General features: G+C 72.6%; 18 protein-coding genes and 1 pseudogene. 14 read left to right on the top strand and 5 right to left on the bottom strand.

The annotated features are described in order from the left end of the window. Positions 1–12 precede the first annotated feature (12 nt). Positions 13–2,355 carry a lysylphosphatidylglycerol synthase transmembrane domain-containing protein gene (locus tag ACZOOI_RS09570; RefSeq protein ID WP_465280306.1) on the bottom strand — a complete coding sequence of 781 codons (2,343 nt, stop codon included), beginning with the start codon at positions 2,353–2,355 and terminating at the stop codon, positions 13–15. A 214-nt stretch (positions 2,356–2,569) separates the two neighbouring features. On the opposite strand from ACZOOI_RS09570, the gene ACZOOI_RS09565 reads away from it, so the two are divergent. The 5 genes from ACZOOI_RS09565 to ACZOOI_RS09545 all read left to right on the top strand — a co-directional run bounded on the left by ACZOOI_RS09565 (position 2,570) and on the right by ACZOOI_RS09545 (position 12,300). After that, complete coding sequence (locus ACZOOI_RS09565; RefSeq protein WP_465280305.1) at positions 2,570–2,914, top strand: MGMT family protein; 345 nt, start codon at positions 2,570–2,572, stop codon at positions 2,912–2,914. A gap of 236 nt (positions 2,915–3,150) precedes the next feature. Next, positions 3,151–6,396 carry an ATP-dependent helicase gene (locus ACZOOI_RS09560; protein WP_465280304.1) on the top strand — a complete coding sequence of 1,082 codons (3,246 nt, stop codon included), beginning with the start codon at positions 3,151–3,153 and terminating at the stop codon, positions 6,394–6,396. A gap of 144 nt (positions 6,397–6,540) precedes the next feature. After that, the gene (locus ACZOOI_RS09555; protein WP_465280303.1) at positions 6,541–7,254 is read left to right on the top strand and encodes a hypothetical protein; all 714 of its coding nucleotides are present in this window, start codon (positions 6,541–6,543) and stop codon (positions 7,252–7,254) included. A gap of 109 nt (positions 7,255–7,363) precedes the next feature. Further along, the gene (locus tag ACZOOI_RS09550) at positions 7,364–11,023 is read left to right on the top strand and encodes an ATP-dependent helicase (RefSeq protein WP_465280302.1); all 3,660 of its coding nucleotides are present in this window, start codon (positions 7,364–7,366) and stop codon (positions 11,021–11,023) included. Positions 11,024–11,211: 188 nt separating this feature from the next. Next, positions 11,212–12,300, top strand: a complete 1,089-nt coding sequence (locus tag ACZOOI_RS09545) for a PP2C family protein-serine/threonine phosphatase (RefSeq protein ID WP_465280301.1) — start codon at positions 11,212–11,214, stop codon at positions 12,298–12,300. Positions 12,301–12,315: 15 nt separating this feature from the next. Here the strand turns inward: ACZOOI_RS09545 and ACZOOI_RS09540 are convergent, their stop codons facing one another. Next, complete coding sequence (locus ACZOOI_RS09540) at positions 12,316–13,164, bottom strand: endonuclease/exonuclease/phosphatase family protein (protein WP_465280300.1); 849 nt, start codon at positions 13,162–13,164, stop codon at positions 12,316–12,318. A gap of 97 nt (positions 13,165–13,261) precedes the next feature. On the opposite strand from ACZOOI_RS09540, the gene ACZOOI_RS09535 reads away from it, so the two are divergent. Together ACZOOI_RS09535 and nudC are read left to right on the top strand one after the other, a co-directional pair. Next, entirely contained in the window at positions 13,262–14,713 is a 1,452-nt protein-coding gene (locus ACZOOI_RS09535; protein WP_465280299.1) for a dipeptidase, read from the top strand. A gap of 126 nt (positions 14,714–14,839) precedes the next feature. After that, complete coding sequence (nudC, locus tag ACZOOI_RS09530; protein ID WP_465280298.1) at positions 14,840–15,760, top strand: NAD(+) diphosphatase; 921 nt, start codon at positions 14,840–14,842, stop codon at positions 15,758–15,760. 73 nt (positions 15,761–15,833) lie between these two features. On the opposite strand, the gene ACZOOI_RS09525 is transcribed toward nudC, so the two are convergent. Then, complete coding sequence (locus ACZOOI_RS09525; protein ID WP_465280297.1) at positions 15,834–16,103, bottom strand: mycoredoxin; 270 nt, start codon at positions 16,101–16,103, stop codon at positions 15,834–15,836. A gap of 150 nt (positions 16,104–16,253) precedes the next feature. Here ACZOOI_RS09525 and ACZOOI_RS09520 point away from each other — a divergent pair, with 150 nt between their 5' ends. The 4 genes from ACZOOI_RS09520 to ACZOOI_RS09505 all read left to right on the top strand — a co-directional run bounded on the left by ACZOOI_RS09520 (position 16,254) and on the right by ACZOOI_RS09505 (position 19,808). Continuing rightward, positions 16,254–18,452, top strand: a complete 2,199-nt coding sequence (locus ACZOOI_RS09520; RefSeq protein WP_465280296.1) for an ATP-dependent DNA helicase UvrD2 — start codon at positions 16,254–16,256, stop codon at positions 18,450–18,452. A 175-nt stretch (positions 18,453–18,627) separates the two neighbouring features. Further along, positions 18,628–19,050: a hypothetical protein gene (locus ACZOOI_RS09515; protein WP_465280295.1), complete on the top strand. Its 423-nt coding sequence runs from the start codon at positions 18,628–18,630 to the stop codon at positions 19,048–19,050. A 75-nt stretch (positions 19,051–19,125) separates the two neighbouring features. Beyond that, complete coding sequence (locus tag ACZOOI_RS09510) at positions 19,126–19,527, top strand: WhiB family transcriptional regulator (protein ID WP_465281155.1); 402 nt, start codon at positions 19,126–19,128, stop codon at positions 19,525–19,527. A gap of 59 nt (positions 19,528–19,586) precedes the next feature. Then, positions 19,587–19,808, top strand: a complete 222-nt coding sequence (locus ACZOOI_RS09505; protein ID WP_355541032.1) for a hypothetical protein — start codon at positions 19,587–19,589, stop codon at positions 19,806–19,808. A gap of 115 nt (positions 19,809–19,923) precedes the next feature. Here ACZOOI_RS09505 and ACZOOI_RS09500 read toward each other — a convergent pair whose 3' ends face one another. Continuing rightward, a complete protein-coding gene (locus tag ACZOOI_RS09500) occupies positions 19,924–21,291 on the bottom strand; it encodes an ABC1 kinase family protein (protein ID WP_465280294.1) in 1,368 nt (455 codons plus the stop codon). Further along, complete coding sequence (locus ACZOOI_RS09495) at positions 21,288–22,394, bottom strand: ThiF family adenylyltransferase (protein WP_465280293.1); 1,107 nt, start codon at positions 22,392–22,394, stop codon at positions 21,288–21,290. Before ACZOOI_RS09495 ends, ACZOOI_RS09500 begins: the two co-directional genes overlap by 4 nt. A 220-nt stretch (positions 22,395–22,614) precedes the next feature. Between ACZOOI_RS09495 and ACZOOI_RS09490 the strand changes: the two are divergent. The 3 genes and pseudogenes from ACZOOI_RS09490 to ACZOOI_RS09480 form a co-directional block, all read left to right on the top strand. Further along, positions 22,615–23,226: pseudogene (locus ACZOOI_RS09490) on the top strand (M48 metallopeptidase family protein); the annotation flags it as partial. A gap of 433 nt (positions 23,227–23,659) precedes the next feature. Further along, positions 23,660–25,465 (top strand): TerD family protein, encoded by a 1,806-nt coding sequence (locus ACZOOI_RS09485; protein WP_465280292.1) that lies wholly within the window; start codon positions 23,660–23,662, stop codon positions 25,463–25,465. Positions 25,466–25,472: 7 nt separating this feature from the next. Beyond that, positions 25,473–26,159 carry an AIM24 family protein gene (locus ACZOOI_RS09480; protein ID WP_465280291.1) on the top strand — a complete coding sequence of 229 codons (687 nt, stop codon included), beginning with the start codon at positions 25,473–25,475 and terminating at the stop codon, positions 26,157–26,159. Positions 26,160–26,164 lie beyond the last annotated feature (5 nt).

Here is a 26,164-nt window from a genome sequence, read left to right as displayed (position 1 = left end):
GCGGGACGGTGCTCAGATCGCCTGTTTGCGCTGCAGGTGGGCGAAGGCGAGCCAGCCCGGCAGGACCGGGAGCCAGAAGGTCAGGAAGCGGTAGAGCAGGACGGCCGCCGTCGCGGTCTCGAACGGCAGGCGTGCGGTGCTGGTCAGGCCCGCGATCAGGGCCGCCTCGACCGCGCCGATGCCGCCCGGGGTGGGTGCGGCCGAGCCGATCGCGTTGCCGGCCAGGAAGACCACCGCGATCGCGGCGAAGTTGGCCGAGCCGCCGAAGGCCCGCACGCTGGCGTCCAGGCACAGGATGAAGGACAGCGTGAGCAACACCGTGCCGCCCAGCCCGGCCGCGAGCTTGGTCGGCGTCTGGAGCACGTCCAGCAGCCGCGGCACGATGCCGGAGAACAGCTGCCGCAGTTGCTTGACGATCCAGCGCCGCAGCGGCGGTACGGCCATCACCAACAGGCTCACCAGGGCCAGGATCAACAGGCCCGCGATCACCGCGCCGGACGGCGCGAAGGACGGCGTCTCGGCGGTGCCGGCGATGTAGCCGAAGAAGGCCAGCAGGCCGACGTGGAAGACCAGGCCGCCCAACTGCGACACGCCCACGCTCGCGGCGGCCAGGGTGGGCGGGATGCCCGCCTTCTGCAGATAGCGCGTGTTCAGCGCGACACCGCTGACCGCCGGAGGCGCGACCAGCTTCACGAACGAACCGGCGAGCTGGACCATGGTCGTGCGAAACAGCGACAGCCGTTCCGGGACGAAGCCGAGCAACATCAGCGCCGCACACACGTAGCTCAGCGAGGAGGCCAGCAGGCCGATCGCCGCCCAGCCCCAGTTCGCGCTGTTGAAGATCTCGCCCAGGTCGACGTGGCTGAGCTGGGACAGCAGGAAGTAGCCCGCGAACGCACTGGCGACCACGGTGACCAGGGTGCGGGCGCGGACCCGCTCCAGCCGGACCGGCTCGACCTCGGCCTGCGGGCGCAGCTCCAGGATCTGTTCGCGGATCCGGGAGAGCAGGTTCTTGTCCTTGCGCAGCACCGAGCGGGTGCTGCGGCTGAGCGCGACCTTTTGCAACAGCGGCAGGCAGGCCGCGACGGTGTCCGCGCCGAGCACCTCCGCGGCGGTGTGCACGGCGCGCTCCTCGCCCACCCGCAGGGCGATGGTGGTGAGCAGTTGCGCGGTGTCGATCCGCAGCGCCAGATCGCTCGACGCGATCTCGCCGGCCCGCAGGTCCACCAGCCACGGCTGGCCGGTGCCGTCCACCAGGATGCTCTCGGCCACCAGCCGCCGATGGGTGAGCCGATGCGCCTGGAGCAGGCCGAGCAGCTCCCACAGCCGGGCCAGGAGCTCGTCGGTGAGTTCGTCGTCGTCGAGGGTGTCGAGGGTGCGGCCGGGCACGTGCGCGTAGGCGAGCAGCGCGGCGTCCGGGCCGACCTCGGTGGTGGCCACCAGGCGCGGCGCACGCACTCCCGCATCCGCGCACGCGTACGCCATCAGCGACTCCTGCTCCAGCGCGCGGCGCGTGGACAGCACGGTGCGGCGCTGGGTGACCCCGCGCAGCACCAGTCGACGATAGAAGCGATAGATCGCACCGGAAGCCTGCTGGTCCCGGTCGAGCACGGTCACGTCCAGCAGCCGCTCGTCGGCCAACCGGACCGCGTAGCGGCGGGTCTCCTCGGGGCCGTCGTCGGTGCGTACGCAGGACAGCGCGACCAGGCCGAACCGGCGCAGCGCGGCGACCACCGACTCGGCCGGCGGCCGGGTGTTGGGCAGTCCGACCGCGTACAGCGTGGCGTAGGCGATGGTGCGGCCGAACAGCACGCTGGTGAGCAGCGCGACGGGCGTGGTGTAGCCGCCGACCAGCACGGTCGCCGCGTTCAGCAGGAGCAGCGTCCACACCACGAGTTGCCAGCGGGGCCGGCGGACCAGGCCGACCGCGGTGACGTAGGCGACGATCGGTGCGAGGTAGCCGTGCACCGGGTCGGTCCAGCCGCTCCGCGGCAGCGGCAGCGGGCGGGTCAGCGCGTCGCGCAGCGCCTCGGGGCCGGGGCCGGTGATCCACCAGTCCAGGCCGAGCGAGGCCAGGTAGGTCACCGCGGCGGCGATCACCCCGTCGGCGACCCGCAACCCATCCCGGCTGACCAGGCGTTCGATGCCGTAGGCCACCGGCACCACGAGCACCGCGACCGCGAACACCCCGCCGGAGAGGTTGAGCAGCAGGTGCGGTGTGCTGTTCTGGGCACCGCGGACGATGTCCGACTCCAGGCCGGAGGTGGTCTGGCGGGCGATGCTGGCGAGGAAGAAGACGACGCCGAGGGCGATCACACCGAGCAGGACTCGGATCAAATCGGACGATCGGTGCACGCGCAGCGGTTGTGAGGGCTCGACTACGAGGGCGCGCCCGTTCCCGGGGGCACCCGCTGCGATCGTTCCGTCATGCTCTCGTATCACCCGTCACCACCGCGTCGATGGTGCCACGACCCGCGCCCGGGATTGCGCCCGGCCGCGCCGAAGTGTGACCGAAAGGGGTTCGGCCCCGCGCCCGTCCCTTGTCCGAGCACTCTGTCACCATGTGCGGATGAGTGACCCTAACCCCTTCGCCGAGCGGGTTCTCGACCTGGTCGAGCGCATCCCGCCCGGACGGGTGATGGCCTACGGGGACGTCGCCGAGGCCCTCCAGGAAGGCGGCCCCCGACAGGTCGGCCGAGTGATGGCCCTGTACGGCGGTGGGGTCCCGTGGTGGCGGGTGGTGCGCGCGGACGGCTCGCTGCCGCCGAGCCACGCGGTGCGCGCGCCCGGGCACTACCGGGCCGAGGGCACGCCGCTGCGTTCCGGCGGCGAGCGGGTGGACATGGGGCGGGCGCGCTGGGTGCCGGAGTCCCACGAAGTGCCCGCCGACCGGGAACTTCCGCCGATCTCCTGACCGTCGGGCGCGGCTCGGGCCACAGTGGTCGCGCCCTGATACGGCAGTGCGCTCCCGTGCACTTCCGGGGCGATCGGGCCGGGTGTGATCTGATGGGCTTCGGCCGCGCCCTGCCGACCGGGGCGCGGCCGACCCACCCGGACCCACCGCGACCGGGTCTGCGATCCGCTCGTCGCCGGCCCGGCCCCCATGCACACACCAGGATTCGACGGCGACCCGAAGGCACTTTCGGCCAGATGACCACCCCGACCCCGGCATACCGGCTGCGGCGCACCCCCGTGGCCCCGCCCGCGCCCGTGATCCCCGACGACTACCAGCGCGCCGTCGTCGAGCACCGGGGCGGCCCGCTGCTCGTGCTGGCCGGTCCCGGCACGGGCAAGACCACCGTGCTCGTGGAGGCGGTCGCCGCCCGGGTGGCGCGCGGGATCCGGCCGGAGGAGATCCTGGTCCTGACCTTCGGCCGCAAGGCGGCGGGCGAACTGCGCGACCGGCTGACCGCGCGGCTGCGCGCCGCCGGGGCGCGGACCGCGGCGGTGCCGACCGCGACCACGTTCCACTCGTTCTGCTACGCGCTGGTGCGCGAGCATCAGCCGGCCGAGCTGTTCAGCTATCCGCTGCGCCTGCTCACCGGTCCCGAGCAGGACGTGTTCGTCCGCGAACTGCTCGCGGGCGGGGTTGAGGAGGGCAGCCAGAGCTGGCCCGCCGAGTTGCGCGCGGCGGTCGGTACCCGCGGGTTCGCGGACGAGGTGCGCGCGGTGATCGCCCGCAGCCGCGAACTCGGCCTCGACCCGGACGCGCTGGCCCGATTCGCCCAGGACACCGGGCGCCGGGACTGGCGGGCGGCGGCCGACTTCCTCGCCGAGTACCTGGACGTGATCGACGCGCAGGGCGTGGTCGACTACGCCGAGCTGGTGCACCGCGCGGTGCTGCTCGCCGAACAACCGGAGACCGCGCAGGTATTGCGCGGGCGCTACAAGGCGGTGTTGGTCGACGAGTACCAGGACACCGACCCGGCGCAGGTGCGGCTGCTGGCGGCGCTGGCCGGGGACGGCCGGGACCTGATCGCGGTGGGTGACCCGGACCAGTCCATCTACGCGTTCCGCGGCGCCGACGTGAACGGCATCCTCGACTTCCCGCACCGCTTCCCGCGGGCCGACGGCGAGCCCGCCGACATCGTCGTGCTGCGCACCTCGCGCCGGGCGCCCGCCGGGTTGCTGGCCGCGTCGCGGGTGGTCACCCAGCGCATGCCGCTGAGCCGGCTGCCCGGCGACCGGGTACGCGCGCACCGCGAGTTGATCCCGTCGGTGTCGGGGGCCGAGGACCCGAGCCGGGTCGAGGTGTACACGTACCCCACGCCCGGCGCCGAGTTGGACAACACCGCCGACATCCTGCGCCGCGCGCACCTGGAGGACGGGGTGCCGTGGGGGCAGATGGCCGTGCTGGTGCGCTCCGGTGCCCGCTCGATCCCGGGCCTGCGGCGGGCGCTGTCGGCCGCCGGGGTGCCGTTGGAGATCGCCGGCGACGAGTTGCCGATCGCGGCCGAGCAGGCGGTGTCGCCGCTGCTCACCGCGCTGCACGTGGCGGCGGAGCCGAGCGTGCTGGACGCGGAGACCGCACGCGCGTTGTTGCAGTCCCCGCTGGGTGGCCTGGACGCGGGCGATCTGCGGCTGCTGGGGCGGGCGTTGCGGGCCGAGGAGCGGGCCGCCTCCGGCGCCGCGGTGACCGGCACCCGGCCCTCGGCCGAGCTGATCCGGGACGCGCTGGCCGAGCCCGGGCAACTGGTCGGGATAGAACAGCGGGTCGGCGGCGGGGCGTTGCGGCTGGGCATGCTGATCCGCAAGGCGCGCGAGGTGCTGGCGGGCGGTGGGAGCACCGAGGACGCGCTGTGGGAGTTGTGGCAGGGCACGCCGTGGCCGGGACGGCTGGAGCGGGCGGTGCTGCGCGGCGGTACCGCCGGGCGCAATGCGGACCGCGACCTGGACGCGGTGGTGGCGCTGTTCGAGGTGGCCGCCAAGGCCGAGGAGCGGGCCGGCCACCGGGGCGCGCTGAACTTCCTGGCCGAACTCAAGGCCCAGCAGATCCCGGGCGACCGGCTCGACGACAGCGCGCTGCGCGGCGAGTCGGTGCGGTTGCTGACCGCGCACCGGGCCAAGGGCCTGCAGTGGCGCCTGGTGGTGGTGCACGGGGTGCAGGAGGGGTTGTGGCCGGACCTGCGCCGCCGCGGCTCGCTGCTGGAGGCGGACCGGATCGGCTCGGACGGGCTGGCCGAGCCGCTGTCGCCGGGGGCGCTGCTGGCCGAGGAGCGGCGGCTGTTCTACGTCGCGGTCACCCGGGCCAGGGAGCGGCTGGTGGTGACCGCGGTCGACTCCAGCTACGACGACGGCGATCAGCCCTCGCGGTTCCTGGAGGAGCTGGGCGTGCCGCCGGTGGAGGTCAAGGAGCGGCCCAGGCGTCCGCTGTCCACCTCCGCGCTGGTGGCCGAGCTGCGTTCGGCGGCGGTGGATCCGCTGGCCCCGGCCGTGCTGCGCCGGGCCGCCGCGCGCCGGTTGGCCGCGCTCGCGGATCTGCGGGACGACGAGGGGCATCTGCTGGTCCCGGCGGCGCATCCGGACCGGTGGTGGGGGTTGGTGGAGCCGACCGACCCCGGGGTGCCGATCCGGGATCCGGGCAGCGCGGTGCGGTTGTCCGGCAGTTCGGTGGCCAAGGTGCGCGACTGCGCGCTGAGCTGGTTCCTGGGCAGCGAGGTGCACGCGGACTCGCCGCGCTCGGCGGCGCTGGGCTTCGGCAACGTGGTGCACGCGCTCGCGGACGAGGTGGGCACGGGCGCCACCTCGGCGGAGCTGCCGGTGCTGATGGACCGGCTCGATCGGGTCTGGGACGCGTTGGCGTTCGATGCGCCGTGGCAGTCCGAGCAGCAGAAGGACGAGGCCAGGACCGCGCTGGAGCGGTTCCTGTCCTGGCACACCCACGAGCGGCACCGGGTGGTCGCGGCGACCGAGCACGGCTTCGAGGTCGAGCTCACCGCGGGCGAGTACCGGGTGGTCATCCGGGGGTCGATGGACCGGGTCGAGCGGGGCGAGGACGGGCTCGCCTACGTGGTGGACTTCAAGACCGGGCGCCGGCCGCCGACGCGGAGCGAGATCGAGGAGCATCCCCAGCTCGCGGTGTACCAGGTCGCGGTGGCGGCCGGTGCGCTCGACGAGGTGCCCGGTTTCGAGGGCGCCAGGCCGGCGTCCGGCGGTGCCGAGTTGATCCAGTTGCGTTCGCCCGACAAGGGCGACACCGAGCAGCCGCTGGTGCTGGCCCAGGACCCGCCGCTGCCCGGACCGGACGGCGGTACGTGGGTGGGCGGCCTGCTCGCCGACGTGGCCGGCCGGATCCTCGGCGAGCGGTTCACCCCGAGCACGGGCTCGCACTGCGACCGGTGCGACTTCCGCAGGTGTTGCAGCGCACGTCCGGAAGGACGGATGACGGTCGACTAGCCGGTGTCCACGGCCGGTTTCGATGCACCCATCCCTTGGCATTTCCTGGCGAAACCCCCCATATCGGGGCGGCTGATCATGCTTTTTTTGCCATAGCCATACTCGTGCTGAAGCAACTCCAGTCCCCGAATCGCAAGGAGTTTCGTGCGCACTTCACGCATGGCCATGATCGTTCCCGTCGTTGCCCTCGCCTTCGCCGGCCTGACCGCCTGTGGCGGCTCGGAGGAGAAGTCGAACGCCGGCACCGACGCCAAGGTGTTGGCCGACGAGGCGCAGAAGCTGCTCAAGTCGGTCGCCGACTACAAGATGGTCGGCGGCGGGCAGGACGAGGAGACCAGGATCGAGTGGGACCTGTGCATCCGCAACGGTGCGGACGTGCAGGGCAAGATGGTCATCGACGGCAACCCGGTCGAGATGATCATCGTCGGCAAGGACCAATACATGAAGGCCGACGCCGCGTTCTGGAAGAAGTCGCTGGGCGAGAGCGTCCCGCCCGCCGTCCTGGACGGGGTCGTGGCGAAGCTGGCCGGCAAGTACATGAAGACCCCGGTCGAGGACGACGACTCGTTCGCGAACATGACCGACTTCTTCGACGGCTCCACCGACGGGGTGACCAAGGGCGAGCCGGTCAAGATCGACGGCGCCAAGGTGATCCCGCTCAGCAAGAAGGACGACGAGGGCGAGACGACCACCCTCTACGTCCAGGAGAAGGGCAAGCCCTACCCGTTCATGGTCAAGTCGGACGGCAAGGGCAACGCCACGATGAAGTTCACCAAGGGCAAGAGCAAGTGCGAGCCCACCGCGCCCGCCGAGTCGGTGACCAAGGAAGACTTCAAGCGGTTGTCCCAGGACGCCTGATCGATCGCGCGAACGCGGCCCCATCCGGCGACCGTCCCTGTCGCCGGGTGGGGCCGATGCCGTGGCCGGCCACCCCCGGGTGTCCGGCCACGGCACTACTGTTCCTCCGGTGCACGCCGTACTGACCGACCCGGACGACCTGTGTCGCCTCCTCGGGATCCCCTTCACGCCCGAGCAGCTGGACGCCGTGCTCGCACCGTTGGCGCCCGGGGTGATCGTGGCCGGCGCCGGATCCGGCAAGACCACGGTGATGACCGCCCGCGTGGTGTGGCTGGTGGGAACCGGCGCGGTGCGCCCCGACCAGGTGCTCGGCCTCACCTTCACCAACAAGGCGGCCGGCGAGCTGGCACAGCGGGTGCGCAAGGCGATCGGACAACTGCGCGGCGGCGAGATCCCGGCCGACGAGGACGCGGGCGAACCGACCGTGTCCACCTACCACGCGTTCGCGGGCCGGCTGCTCCAGGAGCACGGCCTGCGGATCGGGCTGGAGCCCTCGGCCCGGCTGCTCGCCGACGCGACCCGCTACCAGCTCGCGGCCCGGGCCGCGCGTACCGCCCGCGGACCCTTCCCCACCCTGACCGGCCGGCTGCCGGACGTGGTGGCCTCGGTGCTGCACCTGGGCGGCGAACTCGCCGAACACCTGGTGTCCCCCGAGCGGCTCCAGGAATGGGACCGGGCCTTCATCGCCGATGTCGAGGCCGCCGCCAAACCCTCCGCCGCCGCGCGCAAGGCCGCCGACGCGGCCCGGAACCGGCTCGACCTGACCCGCCTGGTGGACGCGTACGGGCACGCCAAGAGCAGCCGCGACCTGCTCGACTTCGGCGACCAGATCGCCTACGCGGCCCGGATCGCGGGGGAGCGGCCCGAGGTCGGCGAGATCCTGCGGGACACCTACCGGGTCGTGCTCCTGGACGAGTACCAGGACACCTCGGTGGCCCAACGCGTGCTGTTGCAGGGGCTGTTCGGGCACGGCCACCCGGTCACCGCGGTCGGCGACCCGTGCCAGGCCATCTACGGCTGGCGCGGTGCCTCGGTCGCCAACATCCACGACTTCCCGGTGCACTTCCCGAACCGCGACGGCACCCCCGCGGCCCGCTACGCGCTGTCCGAGAACCGGCGCAGCGGTGGCCGGATCCTGACCTTCGCCAACGACCTCTCCGCGCCGCTGCGCACCCCGGAGAGCGGGGTGGAGGCGCTGCGCCCGGGCCCCGGCGCGGAACACGAGGGGTGGGCGGTCGCCGCGCTGCTGCCCACCCACGGTGCGGAGATCGACTGGCTCGCGGACCGGATCAAGACCGCGATCGGCACCGTCCTGGACAAGGACGGCGATCCGATCACCCCCGGCGACGTCGCCGTGCTCGCCCGCACCGCGGCCGACTTCGCGGACATCCACGCGGCCCTGGTGCGGCGGGACATCCCGGTCGAGGTGGTCGGCCTGTCCGGGCTGCTGCACCTGCCCGAGGTGGCCGACCTGGTGGCCGTGTGCGAGGTGCTCGACGAGCCCACCGCCAACTCCGCGCTGGTGCGCCTGCTGACCGGACCGCGCTGGCGGATCGGCCCGCGCGACCTGGCCCTGCTGGGTCGCCGGGCGGCGGAACTGGTTCGGGTCGAGCGGGCCGGTGCCGACGACGCGGACGCGCGCCTGGAGGAGGCGGTGGCCGGAATCGACCCCACCGAGGTGGTCTCGCTCTCCGACGCGCTCGCCGACCCGGGCGAGGAGTACGCGTTCTCGGCCGAGGCGCGCCGCCGGTTCGCCCGGTTGGCCACCGAGATCCGCGACCTGCGCCGGCACCTGGGCGAACCGCTGATGGACCTGCTGCACCGGGTGCTCGCCGGGACCGGTCTGGAGGTCGAGCTGTCCGCGTCTCCCGGCGCACTGGCCGCCCGCCGCCGGGAGACCCTGCACGCCTTCCTGGACGTCGCGGCCGGTTTCGCCGACCTGGACGGCGATCCCTCGCTCACCGCGTTCCTCGCCTTCCTGCGCACCGCCGCCGAACACGACAAGGGCCTGGACGGGAGCCTGCCCACGGCCGGCGACTCGGTGAAGGTGCTCACCGCGCACAAGTCCAAGGGCCTGGAGTGGGAGGTGGTCGCGGTTCCCGGGCTGATCGAGGGCGTCTTCCCGAGCGTGCGCACGCAGAGCAAGTGGATCACCAACGGCAAGGCGCTGCCGCACCCGCTGCGCGGCGACGCGGACGCGCTCGCGGTGTTGCCCGACCTGACGCCCAAGGGCTTCAAGGCGTTCGACGCCTCGATGCGCGAGCATCAGGCGACCGAGGAACTGCGGCTGGGCTACGTGACCTTCACCCGGCCCAAGCAGTTGCTGATCGCGTCCGGGCACTGGTGGGGGCCCACCCAGAAGAAGCCGCGCGGGCCGTCCGAGTTCCTCACCCGCCTGCACGAGCATTGCCTGGCCGGCAACGGCACCGTCGAGGTCTGGACACCCGAGCCCGCCGAACCGGTCAATCCGTATCTCGCGGACACCGTCGAGCACGCCTGGCCGCTGCCGCTGGACGCGACCGCGCTGGTGGAGCGCCGCCGGGCGGCCGACGCGGTACTCGCCGAGCTCGCCCGGCGCGAGGCGGCCCGGCGGGTCGATCACGCGGTGCAACATCCGTCGGTCGAGCCGGAAGCGGGATCGGGGGCCGGGCGCGAGTCGGGGGCCGAGCCCTTGCCCGTGCCCGTGCCCGAGCCCGAGCACGGGTCCGGGTCCGGGTCCGCGCACGAGTACGAGTCCGGCTTCGGATCGGTCGACGACGAGCAGGTGCCGGTCGAGGTCTACGACACCTACGTCCCGGCGGACCCGGAGCAGGACGCGCCGCCGCCCGAGGACGACCCCGGGCCGCCCGAGCACGAGCAGCCCGCGCGCGAGCCCGAGGACGCGCGCGGCCACGACGACGTACGCGAACCCGAGGACGTGCGCGAGCCCGAGGACGTCCGCGGGCACGACGACGCGCGTGCGCCCGCGGATCCGCGTGGGCACTCGGCCGAGGGCCGCGGCCGCTCCGACGAGGTGCGCGCCGGGCACCCCCCGGTCGAGGGTCCCGCGGCCGGCGCCGCTGCCTTCGAGCCCACGCCGGACGAGCTGGCCCTGATCGAGTCGTGGGATCGCGACCTGGTCCGGTTGGCCGAGGAACTGCGCCGCGGCCGATCGGGGGTGCGCGAGGTGCCGCTGCCCGCGACGTTGTCCGCGTCCCAGATGTTGCGCCTGTCCAACGACCCGGACGGGCTCGCGCGCGAGCTGGCCCGGCCGATGCCGCGTCCGCCCGCCCCGGCGGCGCGGCGCGGCACCCGCTTCCACGCGTGGGTCGAGTCGCTGTTCGGCGAGCGCCCGCTGCTCGAACCCGACGACCTGCCGGGCGCGGCCGACGAGGAGATCACCGACGAGGCCGACCTGCTCGCGCTCCAGGAGGCGTTCCTGCGCACGCCCTACGCGCAGCGCGCCCCGTACCGGGTGGAGGCACCCTTTCAGCTCTTTCTCGGCGGTCGGATCGTGCGCGGTCGGATCGACGCGGTCTACCGCGAGGGCGAGGGCTTCGAGGTGGTCGACTGGAAGACCAACCGGGTGCAGAACGCGGACCCGCTCCAGCTCGCGGTCTACCGGCTGGCCTGGGCCGAATACGCCGACGTGCCGATCGAGGACGTCTCGGCCGCGTTCCTGTACGTGCGTACCGGGGAACTCGTCCGGCCCAGGGGCCTGCCGGGCCGCGACGAATTGGAACAGTTGTTCACGGAAGCCGACGAATCGGGTCGGGACCAAGGTCCTTGATCCGCGCGAAACCCGGATCGGGGGACGATGGGCCCGATGCGGCCGGTTTCCGACGCTCGTATGGTTTATGGAAATCGGCAGTACGGCGAACTTCGACGGGACGGGAAACGGCACCGGTGCGCGGAACAGCACAGACGAGACGGGCACTGCGGCTCGTCGGCGTTGCGGGCGACCGTCCCCTGCTGCCGGTGATCGGCCTGTTCTTGCGCCTGTTGCCGTCCCTGGTGATCCTCGCCGTCGTGGTGCTGGCCGCCGCGACGCCGGAGGACGTACACGTGGGACCGCTGCTCGCGGTCGCGCCCGCGCTGTCCGGGCTCACCCAGACGGTGCCGCGCGGACCGTTGATCACCGGCGCGGTGGCGGCCGTGGTGGCGGTGGCGCTGGCCGCCCTCGGCCAGGGCCGAGGCGGCGGCGAGCCCTTCATCACGCTCGTCTCGATCGCGCTGGTGACCACCACCGCGTGGGCCGGTGTGCATGTGCGGATGCGCCAGGAACGCACCATCGAGGAGGTGCGCAGCGTCGCCGAGGCGGCCCAGGAGGTGCTGCTGCCCCAGGTTCCCAGGAGCATGGGCCGGCTCACCGTCGGCGTGCGCTACCGCGCGGCGGCGGCCGAGGCGCGGATCGGCGGGGACCTGTACGAGGTGGTGCCGACCCCGTTCGGCGTCCGGGTCGCGATCGGGGACGTGCGGGGCAAGGGACTCGGCGCGGTGCGGACCGCCGCGGCGGTGCTCAGCGCGTTCCGCGAGGCCGCGTACGAGGAGCCGGACCTGCCGGGCGTGGCCCGACGGCTCTCGGCCAGCCTGGAGCGTCGACTCGGCGAGGACGACGAGGAGTTCGTCACGCTGATTTTGCTCGGCTTCCCGGGCGACGGCGCCTGCGTGGACATCCTCAACTGCGGCCACCCCGCGCCGCTGCTGCTGCGCGGCGTGCACGCCGAGCCGCTGGACCCGCCGGCCCCGATCCCGCCGCTGGGCATCCTGGACCTGCGCGAGCTGGAGCTGCCCGTGCTGCGGGTGCCGCTGCTGCCCGAGGACCGGCTGCTGCTCTACACGGACGGGATCATCGAGGCGCGCAACCCGGCCGGCGAGTTCTACCCGCTCCCGGACCGCGCGCCGGACAGCCTGCCCGGAGTCGAGGACACCCTGGACCGGCTGGAGGCCGACGTGCAGCGGCACGTGGGCCATCCGCTCCAGGACGACGCGGCGATGGTGCTGCTGCGCTACCGGCCCGTGGTCGCCCGACAGGACGGGCTGCGCGGGGAGCGGCTGACCGCCTGAGCGCCGCCGGGCCGCTCAGCCGACCTCAAGCTCCACCACGAGCGCGCAGTGGTCCGACACGCCCAACCGGACCGCCTCGGTGCGCCGGACCGCCTCGGGGCCGATGCCGTGCCCGAGCACGTGGTCGAACTGCACCCGCGGGTGATACGAGGGATACGTGGGCACCCGGGCCAGCGAGCGCCAGCGCACCGCACCCGCACCGCGCCCGCGCCGGCCCACCACCGCCTGCGGGATGCGCCCGGGCAGGTTGAAGTCGCCGAGCAGCAGTTGCGGACCGGGCAGGTCGGCGGTGGAGCGGCGGATCCGGGCGAGCTGCGAGATGTTCCAGCCGGGTACGAAGGACAGGTGCGCCGCCAGCACCGTGAACGGTCCGTGCGGCCCCTCCACGACCGCCGCGAGCACGCCTCGGGGCTCGTCCGGGACGCGGGTCAGGCCCGGCCGGCCCTGGACCCGCAGCGGCAGGCTCAGCGGTGCCGCCGGGAAGCGCCGGACCCGCCAGCGCGAGACCGGCAGCCGGGACAGCAGGGCGACGCCGTACCCGGGCCCGCCCTCGCCGCGCTCGCCATCCGCGTACACCCGACGCTCGCCCGGCACCGGTTCGTCCTCGGTCCACCCCGACACCGGTGCGGGCACGCCGTGCACCGACGCCAGGAAGCGCCACTGCGACATGCCCAGCGCGTCGGCCGCGATCGCCGCCTGGTCCGCGCCACCCGAGCGCTGTTGATGCCGGTCCACCTCTTGAAGGGCCACGATGTCGGCGTCGAGGTCGGCCAGCGCGGCGCGCAGCCGCTCCGGATCGGACTCGCCGTCGGCCAGATCCATACCGTGCAGGAGATTGAAGGTCGCGATCCGCAGCGTCGTCATCGACCGACGGTAACCCCGGCGGGTTCACGAGCGTGGGCCGACCACCGCCCCGACGCCACACGCCGCCCGTCCGCGCGGCAGGCATATGGTCGGATCCATGAGCATCCCCGACCACGACATCTCCGTCTACGTGCACGCGCACGCGGCCGACTTCTTCGCCGATCTGCGCGCCTGGCTGGCCATTCCCTCGATCTCCGGCGACCCGGCCGCGGCGGCCGACGTCGAACGCAGCGCGTGGTGGCTGGGCGGTGCGTTGCGCGATGCCGGCTTCCCCACCGTCGAGGTGTGGGAGACCGCCGGGTTGCCGGCGGTGTTCGCCGAGTGGCCCTCGGCCGACCCGGACGCACCCACCGTGCTGGTGTACGGGCACCACGACGTGCAGCCCGCGGCGCTCGCCGACGGCTGGAGCACGCCGCCGTTCGAGCCGACCGATCGAGGCGACCGGCTGTACGCACGCGGCGCGGCGGACGACAAGGGTCAGGTGCTCTTCCACCTGCTCGGCGTGCGGGCGCATCTGGCCGCGACCGGACGGGACACGCCCGCGGTCCACCTCAAGCTGATCGTCGAGGGCGAGGAGGAGTCCGGCTCGGAGCACCTGCCGGGGCTGCTGCGCGAGCGCCGGGACCGGCTGGCGTGCGACGTCGTGGTGGTCTCCGACACCGGCATGTGGGGCGCGGACACGCCCAGCACCTGCACCGGCATGCGCGGTCTGGCCGAGGTGCAGATCGACTTCTTCGGCCCCACCTCGGACATCCACTCCGGCTCCTTCGGCGGCGCGGTGCCCAACCCGGCCACCGCGCTCGCCCGGCTGATCGCCGCGCTGCACGACGACGACGGCCACGTCACGATTCCCGGCTTCTACGACGGCGTCGGCGAACTGACGGACCGCGAGCGGGAGTTGTTCGGCAAGCTGCCGTTCGACGAGGCGGCGTGGCTGGCCAACGCGAAGTCCGCCGCGACGAGCGGCGAGGCCGGATACACCACCCTGGAACGGGTCTGGGCGCGTCCGACCGCCGAGGTCAACGGCATCTGGGGCGGCTACACCGGCCCCGGCCGCAAGACGATCGTGCCCGCCTCCGCCCACGCCAAGCTCTCCTTCCGGCTGGTGGACCGCCAGGACCCGGAGCACATCGAGCGGATCGTGCGCGCGTGGGTGGCCGAGCGGGTGCCCGCCGGGATCCGCTGCGAACTCGACTTCGGCACCGGTGTCCGGCCGTGCCTGACCCCGTTGGACCATCCCGCGCTGCGCTCGGTGGTGAGTGCGCTCGGCCGCGCGTTCGATACGGAGATCCTGTACACCCGCGAGGGCGGCTCCGGGCCGGAGGCCGACCTCCAGGAGGTGCTGGGCGCGCCGGTGGTCTTCCTGGGCGTCTCGCTGCCCGACGACGGCTGGCATTCGGTCGATGAGAAGGTGGAGAAGCCGCTGCTCCTCAAGGGCGCGGAGGCCGCCGCACACCTTTGGCACGATCTGGCGCGTGCCTTGAGCCCCTCGTCGGAGACCACGACGCCCGGCACCGCCCCTCGGCGCACCGGCGAAACGGTCGAATAGAACCACCACGCAACCGCTTCGCCGGTACGCCGACGCCCGGCGCCGAACGCCGCGGAGCCCGACGAGGGACTCGAGGCACGCCCTGGTGGCGACCCGGCACGAAGCACGATCCGGAAGGGACGTCAGTTGATCCACCCCAAGCCTGTCGCCGGACAGGCACTGGCCCGAGCCACCCTCGACCGGGCGGCCGAACACCGCCTGGACCAGGCCTGGTTGGACCAGGCGTGGCGCACGCCCGAAACCCGCGTCCTGGTCCTGGCGCAGGGCCGGTCGCACTGGACGGGCGACTCGGGCGCGCCGCGCCTGGTCCTGGTCGAGCCGGCCCACGCACCCGCGGGCGAGCGGTATCTGCTCGGCGTCGACGCGGACGGCGTGCGCTACTTCGCGGTCACGGTGGAGGAGTTGGCGGAGCCCGCGGCGGACGTGCGCGCGGGCACCCTGCGCGAACTCGGCACGCTCCTGGACGATCGGGACGCCGGGCTGCTCGTGCACGCCACCGGGCTGCACCACTGGCACCGCACCCACCGGTTCTGCGCACGCTGCGGGCAGCCGACCGAGATCGCCGCGGCCGGCCACGTGCGCCGCTGTCCGGCCTGCGAGGCCGAGCACTACCCGCGCACCGACCCGGCGGTGATCATGCTGGTGCTGGACCGGGACGACCGGTGCCTGCTCGGCCGGCAGGCGAGTTGGCCGGACCGGCGGTTCTCCACCTTCGCCGGCTTCGTCGAGCCCGGCGAGTCGCTGGAGCAGGCCGTCGCGCGCGAACTGCACGAGGAGGTCGGCGTCCGCACCGCGTCCACCGAGTACCTGGCCAGCCAGCCGTGGCCGTTTCCCTCCAGCCTGATGCTGGGCTTCATCGCCTATGCCGAGGACGACCGGGTGCGGGTGGACGGCGAGGAGATCTCCGAGGCCCACTGGTACTCGCGGGCACAGCTCAAGGAGGCGATCGACGCGGGCGAGGTGCTGCTGCCCGGGACGCTCTCCATCGCCCGATACCTGATCGAGAAGTGGTACGGCGAAGCCTTGGACGAGGGCAACCACTGGTAGTCCCCGTCCGCACGTGCCGCGGCCCGCGACGGGAATCCGTCGCGGGCCGCGGCATTCGTCGGGTTGTTCGCGCTCAGGCGGCGAGTTCCGCGACGGCGGCCTTGACCTGGGCGAGGCTGGGGTTGGTCGCGGTCCACAGCGGGTCCCCGCCGTCCGGCGGCAGGATCACCAGCGTCGGCACCGTCTGGTTGCCGCCGTTCACACTCATCACGAAGTCGGCGGCGGCGGGGTCGTGCTCGATGTTCACCTCGGTGTAGGCGATGCCCTCGCGCTCCATCTGGCTCTTGAGCCGGCGGCAGTAGCCGCACCACGTCGTGCTGTACATCGTCACGGGGGCCGACATCGTCATGCACTCCTTTGTTCGCCCGGTCCGGGAACGGCTTCCGACATCGGCAACGTGTGTGCGACCGGTTTGATTCCACGCCTGTGCACAACCCGGGCGCCTGTGCACAACCGGGCTTCGCGTGGTCGGGATGCCTGAGAGGATGGGCCGATGATCGCTTCCCCCGACGACGTCCTGGACGCGCTCGATCCCGAGCAGCGCAGGGTGGCCAAGGCCGTCGACGGCGCCGTGTGCGTGCTGGCGGGCGCGGGCACCGGCAAGACCCGGGCGATCACCCATCGGATCGCCTACGGCGTGCTGACCGGCGCGATGCAGCCCGGCCAGACCCTGGCGGTCACCTTCACCGCGCGCGCCGCGGGGGAGATGCGCGGCCGGCTGCGCGACCTGGGCGTGCCCGGCGTGCAGGCGCGCACGTTCCACGCGGCGGCGCTGCGCCAGTTGTCCTACTTCTGGCCGAAGGTCTTCGGCGGCGCACCGCCCCAGCTGGTGGAGACCAAGATCATGCTGGTCCGCGACGCGGTGCAGCACTGCCGACTGCGGGCCGATCGGGCCGAGCTGCGCGACATCACCGGCGAGATCGAGTGGGCCAAGGCGACCCAGACCGCGCCGGACGACTATCCGGGCGCGGTGCTCGCGGCGAACCGCAAGCCGCCGCGTGCGGCGGCCGAGATCGCACACGTCTACGCGGCCTACGAGAAGATCAAGTCCGGCAAGGGCCGGATGGACTTCGAGGATGTGTTGCTGCTCACCATCGGACTGCTGGACGAGCGCCCCGAGGTGCGCGAGGCGGTCCAGGCGCAGTACCGGCACTTCACCGTGGACGAGTACCAGGACGTCAACCCGCTCCAGCAGCGGCTGCTGGACCTGTGGGCGAACGAGGCCCGCAGCCTGTGCGTGGTCGGCGACGCGAGCCAGACGATCTACTCGTTCACCGGCGCGACGCCCGCCTACCTGCTCGGCTTCCGCCGCCGGTATCCGGACGCCGAGGTGGTCGAGCTGGTCCGCGACTACCGCTCCACCCCCCAGGTGGTGGGCCTGGCCAACCGGCTGCTCGCACACGCCTCGGGCGAGGCGGCGAAGCACCGGCTGAAACTGATCTCGCAGCGCGGCGAGGGCCCGGCCCCGCGCTTCGTCGAGCACGCCGACGAACAGGCCGAGGCGGAGAGCACCGCGAAGCAGATCCGCGCGCTGATCGAGGACGGTGTGCGGCCCGCCGAGATCGCCGTGCTGTTCCGGACCAACTCGCAGTCCGAGGCGTACGAGCAGGCGCTCGCCGAGCAGTCCGTGGCGTATCTGCTCAAGGGCGCCGAGCGCTTCTTCGAGCGAGCCGAGGTGCGCCAGGCGGTGGGCTTCCTGCGCGCGCACGCCATCTCGGGTGGATCCGAGTCCGAGTCGGAGGCCGGCTCACTGCCGGGCGAGGTGCGTGCGGTGCTGGGCAACACCGGATGGAGCGCGGAGCCGCCCGCCGGATCCGGTCAGGCGCGGGAGAAGTGGGAGTCGCTGGCCGCGTTGTTGCGGCTCGCCGAGGAGTTCGCGGCCAAGCGGCCGGAGGCGACGCTGCGCGACTTCAACGTCGAACTGGCCGAGCGGGCGAGCGCGCAACACGCGCCGACGGTGGAGGGGGTCACGCTCGCGTCGCTGCACGCGGCCAAGGGCCTGGAGTGGGACGCGGTGTTCCTGGTCGGCCTCAACGAGGGCATGATGCCGATCGCCTACGCGGACACCCCGGACAAGATCGAGGAGGAGCGCCGGCTGCTCTATGTCGGGGTGACCCGCGCCCGCGAGCGGTTGACCCTGTCCTGGGCGCTGGCCCGCACTCCCGGTGGGCGGCCGCGCAAGGCATCCCGGTTCCTGGACGGCCTGCGCGGTGTGGGCGGCTCGTCCGGCACCGGCTTCGGGCAGCCCGAGGCGTTCCGCGCCCCGGGCTCGGTCCGCGGTCCGGACGGTACGACCCGGCCCCGGCGCAAGGTGGGACCGGTGCGCTGCCGGGTCTGCGCGCGGGCGCTCCAGGACGCCGCCGAGCGCAAGATCGGCCGCTGCCTGGACTGCCCCTCGGACATCGACGCGTTCCTGTTCGAGCAACTGTGCGCGTGGCGGCTGGAGCAGGCGCAGGAACACAGCCAGCCCGCGTTCGTCATCTTCACCGACGCGACGCTGACCGCGATCGCCGAGGCCCGGCCGCTCAACGAGCGCCAACTCGCCGCGATTCCGGGGGTGAGCCGGACCAAGCTGGACCGATTCGGTGACGACGTGCTCGCGCTGTGTGCCGGCCACGACCCGACGATCGAGCCCGCGCCGGACGACTTCGGGCACATCCCGGTGGACGAGGATGCCCCCGACGGGGTGTGAGGTGTGAGGGGTTTCCCTCAAGTGACGAGGACCATGCAATAAATCGTTTGCGTCTCGCTCCGAACCGCATCTACGCTCACGAGCACGGTCGGAACGTTCGACCGTGCTCGTCCATGAAACTTGGAAGCACCCCTGCGGTGTTGCCCCGAAACCCTCTCGAAAGGAGGTGAACGTCGTGATTACCAGGAACTTGAAAGCCCAGCGTCAGGCGTTCACCGCCGCTTCGGTCGTGGTGTCGGTGGGCTCCGCCAAGCTGTCGCATGCCGATCTCTCCCTGCCCAAGTCCGGCCTGGCCGGGCTCCCCCTGGATCTGTCCTATGCCGGGACCGATGCCCTGATCACCGCCTCCGCGCGACTGCGCGGCAACGGCAGTGGTGTGTCCGCAGCAGCGGGTGCCTCAGGTCTCGTCGGTCTGGCGGGCAGCGCCGAGGGTCCGTGGCAAGGCGAGCAGGCAGCCACGACGCGTCGCAACGAGCGACCGTCGAGCGCGGCGGCTTGCGAGCAGGCGCAGAAGCAGGAAACGCAGCAGGCCAATGGCATGACCATGGCCGGCTTTGCCGGTAACAACGGGTATCCGTCCTGGAGGAACAGGACCTGACGAGACGTCAGGTCGGCACCCTCCAGGGCCGCGGAATCCCGAACACCGGGATCCGCGGCCCTTGTCTTTTGTCGGCTGTCAGCAGCACCGAGTAGCGACCACCGGGGACACGAGTCCCACGAATCACAGGAGCACCACGTGCCCCACGTCAAACCCCCCGCACCCGGCAGCACAGCCACAGCGACACCGGAGGTAGACCTGATGACCCTCACCGCTTTCGAGGACGTCGAGCAGCTCGAGTCGACGATCCCCTGCCGTTCCTACGACCCCGAGGTCTTCTTCGCCGAGTCCCCCGAGGACGTCGAGTACGCGAAGGCCCTCTGCCGTGAGTGCCCCGTGCGCGAGATGTGCCTCCAGGGTGCGCTCGAGCGCCGCGAGCCCTGGGGCGTCTGGGGTGGCGAGCTCTTCGTGCAGGGCGTCGTCGTCGCCCGCAAGCGCCCCCGTGGCCGTCCGCGCAAGACGGAGGTCGCCGCGTGACCCCGCCCGCAGGACCCCGACGCACGAGCACCCGACGCACCACGTACGCGCAGGAACCCATGAAGCACATCCACGACACGAACGCCGTTTTGCCCAATGACAGGAGCAGGGAGTTGCATCTCATCAACGAAGCCCTCGCGAGGGCTCAGATGGATCAACAGCTCCGTGAAGCGGAGCTCCAACGCAGGGCGTACCACGTCCGGATGGCGCGCAGGATGCGCCGTCGGGCGGAGGTCGCCTCCATGCGCGCCCGCCGGGCCCTCGCCATCGCGGTGATGTAGCCGAGCCGGTGCGCAACACGCCGAAGGGCGGGCACTCCCCGAGGGGAGTGCCCGCCCTTCGGCGTGCGTGGGGCCAACGCCCGGTGATGTCCTCGCAGTTCTCGACCCCGTCGATCTACTCGACGTCTTCGGCGTCCTCGACGGAGAAGTCGAACTCCTCGGCCTCGTAGTCCTCTTCGGCGAACCCGGGCAACCACGTGACCAGTTCGTCGCGGAACGGCGCGGTCGCACCGAGCTGGCACAACACGCCGATCGTGCTCAATGTGACCCGGTGGATCAGCAGGTAGCTCGGCGGCAGATTCAACTGCCGGGCCAGCGCGGACGCGGGATTGCGCGGGTCGCCGACCCGCGCCCCCTGTTCGCGCATCCAGGCCCGGGTGAAGGTGAACTCCTCGGCCTCGGCCGGTTCCAGGAACGGCAGCAGGTAGTCCAGGACTTCGGCCGCATCCAGCCGGATCGACGGCTTGACGAAGCCCTCGGTGCGGAGCACCTGCATCACGCTCTCCGCGTCGCCGTCGAGCGCGAGCCGAAACGCCCGGCCGATCGGCTCCGGCAGCCCCTCGGGCAGTCGGTTGACCGTGCCGAAGTCCAGGACGCCCAGCCGCCCGTCGTCGAGCAGGCGGAAGTTGCCCGGGTGCGAGTCGGCGTGCAGCATGCCGGTGCGCGCGGGGCCGGAGAACAGGAAGCGGCTGAGCATGTGCCCGGCCCGGTCGCGCTCTTCCTGGCTGCCCTTGTCGATCACCTGGGACAGCGGCTTGCCGTCCATCCACTCGGTGATCAGCACCCGCTCGGTCTGGTGCACCACGTGCGGCACGTAGATGTCCGGGTCGCCGTCGAACTCCACGGCGTGCGCGGTCTGCGCCTCCGCTTCGAGCTGGTAGTCCAGTTCCTCCGCCACCCGGGCCTTGAGCTCGGCGATCAGCGGCTTGACGTCGATGCCCGGGATCAGCGCGCCGGCGAAGCGGGCGACGTGCCCGAGCTGATTGAGGTCGGAGATCAGCGCGTCGCCGGCCCCGGGGTACTGGATCTTGACCGCGACGGCGCGCCCGTCGTGCCAGACCGCCCGGTGCACCTGGCCGATCGAGGCGGCCGCGGCGGGGGTCTCGGAGAACTCCTCGAACAGCGAACGCCAGTCGCCGCCGAGATTGTCGGCGAGCGCCTTGTGCACGGTACGCGCCGGCATCGGCGGAGCCGCGTCCTGGAGTTTGGTCAGCGCCGAGCGATAGGGCCCGGCCACCTCCTCGGGCAGCGCCGCCTCGAACACCGACAGGGCCTGCCCGAGTTTCATCGCGCCGCCCTTCAACTCGCCGAGCACCTTGAAGAGTTGTTGCGCGGTGCGCTGCTGGAGTTCGGCGGCGACGATCTCGGCCGGTCTGCCCCCGATGCGCCTGCCCAGGCCCAGTGTCGCCCGGCCGGCCACCCCCAACGGGAGGGACGCGAGCTTGGCGGTGCGGGTCACGGCCCTACGCGGAAGATCGCTCACGCGACCCATTGTGTCCGACTCGACGCTTCGGCATGTGCGATGGGCCCCACCTCTTGCGCCGGGTGGGTGGCCCGACAGTCGCAGCGGGGGTGCGGCGACCAGCTCCGGCGCCGGGTCAGGCCGTCCGGCAGCTCGATCTCCACGGTGCCGTCCACGGTCGTGGGCAGCGCGCCGTCGAGGAAGGTCAGCACCTGCAGGCACGCCCGGGTCGCGACCTCGGTGGCGAGCACCACATCGCACGGGGCGTCGCCGGGCGCGGGCGCCGCCGCGAGTTGGGCGAGCAGGCGCGGCCAACCGGGATCGCGGTCGCTGCGGGCCAGATCCAGGCAGCGCCCGCACGCCGATCGCCCCACCAGCACGAACGGCCCGATCACCCCGGTCGTCTCGCGGATGTCCGCGTACAGATGCGGCACCCGCTGCCGGACCAGCCGGGCGCCCGGCGCCGGATCCGGGCGGCCCTCCGGCACGAGCACCGCGACGTCGGGGGTGCCGCGTCCGGCGGGCAGCGCACACCGCACGCCCGGGGCCAGTCGGCGCAGCGCGGCCCGCACCGTGGTCTCCCGACGCGGGCGCTCCTCGTCCCAGCCGAACGCCACCGGTCCCGCATCGCCAGGGCGCACCGGCCGGCGGTCCGCGGGCACCACGTGGCCCACGCCGGCGGCGGCGAGCAGCCCGGCCACCGCCGCGCCCACCCGGCCGGCGCCGTGCACCGCCACCACCGCCCGGGCGCGTCGGTCCAGCGCGGCCAGGCCGGCGTCGCCGCTGCCGTGCACCAGGGCGAGCGAGGTCAGGTCGGGACCCAGTCGGGCCCGCTCGCGCGGCAGCGCGGGCACCGGGGTGGGTCGCCCCGAGGCGTCCTCCAGGACGCCCTCGCGGGCCAGCAGGTCGAGCACCGCCTCGGCGCGGTCGCGACCCAGCCCCACCCGTTCGGCCAGCTCCCAGGTCCGGTCCAGGTCGCGGGTGCCGTCCAACTGCTCGACGAAGCGTGTGGTGGTCGGATCCAGCCCGCCGAGCAGCACCGCCCGGCGCGGATCCAGGCCCAGTTGCAGGGTCTGTCGATCGCGCCACAACCGACGCAGGGCGGGCTTGAGGAGCGGGCGCATGGTCGGCCTCCGAGCAGCGATACACCGGGAAAGGGGAGGGGGACCGAGATCCGTGGGACGGCTCGGCCGACCCAGCGTGCCCGACCGCGGACCGCCGGGTATTTCGTCGTCCACAGCCCGCGTATGAATATGCTATTTGGAAATATTAGGCACAGAGGAATGGAATGGGAGATATCTAACGAATAGCGCTTATGGCCGCGCTGCGCCATGCGATCGGGCGATGTCGAATATCCCCCGGCCGGCCCGAAGTGCGGGCGCCCTGTCGGTGCGGTCGGTTAACGTCCTGGTTGTGGTCGCCGATCCCGGGGCAGGACACGACACGTCGTCCGGAGCCCCCTACCAGGGTGCCGTCGAGGTGCGTCGCAGCGCCCGACGGAAACGAACCGTGTCGGCCTACCGGGACGGGGATCGGACCGTGGTCCTGCTCCCCGGCCGGATGACGCAAACCGAGGAGAAACGCTGGGTCGGCGTGATGCTGGAGCGACTGGCCGCCCAGGAGCGCCGCCGACGGCCCAGCGACGATGACCTCGCCGTCCGGGCCCGGGAGCTCTCCGCCCGCTATTTGGGCGGACGGGCGCAGCCGGTGAGCGTGCGCTGGGTGGGCAACCAGAACACCCGCTGGGGTTCGTGCACGCCGGTCGACGGCACGATCCGACTCTCCACCCGGCTGCGCGGCATGCCGACGCATGTCGTCGACTACGTATTGCTGCACGAACTCGCGCATTTGCTGGTGCCCGGTCACGGGCCGCGCTTTTGGACCCTGCTCGCCGCATATCCGCGCACCGAACGCGCGCGGGGATATCTGGAGGGTGTCGCGGCCGCGAGCGGACTGGCGATGAGCGACGACAAGGACGATGTGGAAACCACGGCCGCCCCGCAGGCGGTGCCGCCGGAAGCGGCGCCGACCACCCGCGGCCGAGGCGCCTCGCCGGGCCCGCGCGCGGCCCGCAAGGGCACCGCCGCTGCGGACGGTACGCGCACCGGGACTGCGCGCGATCGCACCGCCCGCAAGCCCCGCGGCTGACCCGGATCCGGCCCCAGCGAGTCGTCGCGGCGCCGGATTCGGGCGTATAGCGTGAGGCGCGTACGCAACCGGGAACCGGTCGTGGGAAATCGCTCGTCGGCGCTACGAGAGCGCCGTCGGGCGTTGTGCCGTACCCGGACCGGGGCGGATCCGATGTTGTAGCGTGCCGAGCGCGGCGGGGACCCAGGTGGTGGGCGCCCGCACCGCCGGTGGGCGGAAAAGCGGGGAAGGGAGCCACACAGTGGTCGAGTTCAGGAAGGGACAGAAGTCGAAGCTGTCCGACCTGACCGCGGGGACCGATCTGTATGTCGGGGTGCAGCTGGAAAGCCCCGGGCTGACGTTCGACATCGCGTGCTTCGGGTTGGACGCGGGCGAGCGGCTGTCCGACGATCGGTACTTCATCTTCTTCAACCAGCCCAAGTCGCCCGAGGAATCGATCCAACTCCTCGGTGCCCAGGCCGGTGACACCGAGTCCTTCCGGGTGACGCTCGACCGAGTCCCGCCGAACGTCAACAAGCTTGCGTTCACCGCGACCGTGGACGGCGACGGCGTGATGTCCCAGGTCGCCTCCGGCTACCTGCGGATCGTCGCGGGCGGCCAGGAGGTCGCGCGCTACTCGTTCACCGGGCGCGAGTTCAGCACCGAGCGTGCCGTGATGATCGCGGACATCTACAAGAAGGACGTCTGGCGCTTCTCCGCCGTCGGACAGGGCTTCGACGGCGGGCTGCGCGCGCTCTTGGAGAACTTCGGCGGCGAGGTCGCCGAGGACGAGCCGGACGAGGCGCCCAAGCCGAACCCGGTGCCCTCCGGCGCCGCCCCCGGATTCGCTCCGCCCGGCGCCGGCGGCATGCCGCCGCAGCAGCCCGCGCCCTCGTTCGGCCCGCCCGGAGGCGGCCCGCCGCCCGCCCCGACCCCGAACTTCGGCCCGCCGCCCGGCGCACCCCAGCCGGTCGGCGCGATGCCGGCGCACGGCGGTCCGCCGCCCGGCCCGCCGCAGTACAACCAGCCTCAGGGCACACCGCCGCACGGCGCCCCCGGCGGGTATCCGCCGCCGCCCGGCCCGCCGCAGTACCACCAGCCCCAGGGCACGCCGCCGCACGGCGCGCCGGGAGGCTACCCGCCGCCGCCCGGCCCGCCCGGTCCCGGCGGCTTCCCGAACCAGACGCCGCACCAGGGCCACATGGCGCCGCCCGCCCCGCCCGGTGGCTACCCGCCTCCGTCCGGCCCCGGGGGCTACCCGCCGCCCGGCCCGCCCGGACCCGGCGGCTACCCGGGAGCGGGTCAGCCCGGCCAGATGCAGCCCACGCTGCAGATGCCGGTGCCCGGCGGCCCGCCCGGCCCGCCCGCACCGCCGCCCGGCATGCAGGGAGTGGGCGTCGCCTCGTCCGAGCCCGCCTTCCAGTACGGCATCGAGCAGTACCGCGAGGTGGCCGCCGGCGGTCGCTGGACCCAGCAGAACGCCAAGATGGTCCGAGTCGACGTCTCCGGCGGCAAGGTGATCGCCCGCCAGGGCGTGATGGTGGCCTACCAGGGCGACGTGAAGTTCAAGTTCCAGGGGCAGAGCCTGCGCAGCCGCTACGACAACCGGCAGACCGGCCAGTCGCTCGAACTGATGCGCTGTGAGGGCAACGGCGAGGTGTTCTTCGCCGAGGACGCCGCCCACCTGCACCTGGTCGAGCTCCAGGGCAACAAGCTGTTCGTCAACGTGGCCAACGTGCTCGCCTTCGACGAGGGCCTGACCATCGAGCCGGCCCGGGTGGAGGGCGTGGGCATCCCCGGCGGCGCGCTGTTCGCGCAGACCTTCAGCGGCCAGGGCACGGTGGTGGTCAAGACCCAGGGCATCCCGCTGGTGCTCCCGGTCCAGGGGCCCACCTTCGCGGACAGCAACGCGATCGTGGCGTGGACCGACATGGACGTCTCCACCACGACCCAGATGCGGCTGCGCCGGACCGCCTTCCCCGGGCACAGCGGCGAGACGGTCAACCTGCAGTTCCGCTGCCCGCCCGGCAGCAACAACTTCATCGTCGTCCAGCCCTACGAGGTGTGAGGGGAACATGGATCAGCAACTGATCGCCGCGTACGGGCAGACCGCCCCTCAGGCTCGGATGAGCGCACACGGCAACAAGATCTGCCGGGTCAACATCCAGCCCGGCGCACCCGGCGTGTTGGCCAAGCAGGGCGCGATGATCGCCTACGAGGGCTACATCCGGTTCGCCGGTCACGGCCAGGGCGCGCAGCGCCGGGTGACCGGCGGCATCACCGGCGAGCGCATGCACCTGATGAGCTGCACCGGCCAGGGCGACGTGTACTTCGCCGACTACGGCGCGGACGTGGCCATCATGCAGCTCAACCAGGGCGAGGGGCTGTCGGTCAACGCGAGCAACATCCTCGCGTTCGACGAGAACCTGGAACACCGGATCAAGATGGTGAGCGGGGTCACCGCGAAGTTCAGCGGCAACGGCCTGTTCAACATGGAGCTGTCCGGCCAGGGCTGGGTCGCGATCACCACCCGCGGCACGCCCGTCGTGCTCAACCCGTCCGAGCGCGAGACCTACGTCGACCCGGACGCGCTGGTCGCCTGGAGCACCAGCCTCAAGGTCGGCACCAAGCGCTCGATGCGGCTCGGCGGCATCGTCGGGCGTGGTTCCGGCGAGGCGATGCAGGTGTCCTTCAAGGGCAACGGCTTCGTCGTCGTGCAGCCGGCCGAGGACGCCACCGACCGTTTCCACGTGCGCGGCTGACCGCG

The sequence above is a fragment of the Embleya sp. L77 genome, assembly GCF_055557415.1.
This window is presented reverse-complemented; position numbering and strand designations above follow the sequence as displayed.